Source organism: Gelidibacter salicanalis, from assembly GCF_016469035.1.
In the GTDB taxonomy this organism is placed as follows: Bacteria; Bacteroidota; Bacteroidia; order Flavobacteriales; family Flavobacteriaceae; genus Gelidibacter; species Gelidibacter salicanalis_A.
Map to the genome: position 1 here is coordinate 1 of NZ_JAEHJZ010000248.1, position 334 is coordinate 334.

At 49.7% G+C, this 334-nt stretch carries 2 protein-coding genes; one reads left to right on the forward strand and one right to left on the reverse strand.

The window, feature by feature from the left end; translation table 11 throughout:
- The first annotated feature begins 28 nt into the window (after nucleotides 1-28).
- The gene (locus JEM65_RS23730) at nucleotides 29-133 is read left to right on the forward strand and encodes a hypothetical protein (protein WP_439953524.1); all 105 of its coding nucleotides are present in this window, start codon (nucleotides 29-31) and stop codon (nucleotides 131-133) included.
- On the opposite strand, the gene JEM65_RS23735 is transcribed toward JEM65_RS23730, so the two are convergent.
- On the reverse strand, nucleotides 115-334 hold a 220-nt coding region (locus JEM65_RS23735; protein ID WP_306465108.1), incomplete at its 5' end, for a hypothetical protein. The two genes, JEM65_RS23730 and JEM65_RS23735, sit on opposite strands and share 19 nt — an antisense overlap.

Genomic DNA, 334 nt, shown 5'->3' on the forward strand with positions numbered 1-334 from the left:
ATTCAGAGACGCCCATATAAACTGATGAGTGCGGTGTCTCCACGCCAATGGGGCAAGATTTTTCTTCCTGGCTTTGTACTTGCATATCGGGCGCGGCCTGTACTATGGGTCTTTTTATTTTTCCGAGGTGTGAAACTTAGGGGTAGTCATCTTACTACTAGTAATGGCGACGGCCTTTCTTGGGTACGTGCTTCCTTGAGGGCAGATGTCTTTCTGGGGTGCCACGGTTATCACAAGCTTGTTTTCGGCTATTCCGTTCATCGGCAGGGATGTCGTGCTCTGGATTTGAGGCGGGTTTTCCGTGGATAACTCACGCTGACTCGATTTTTTGGGC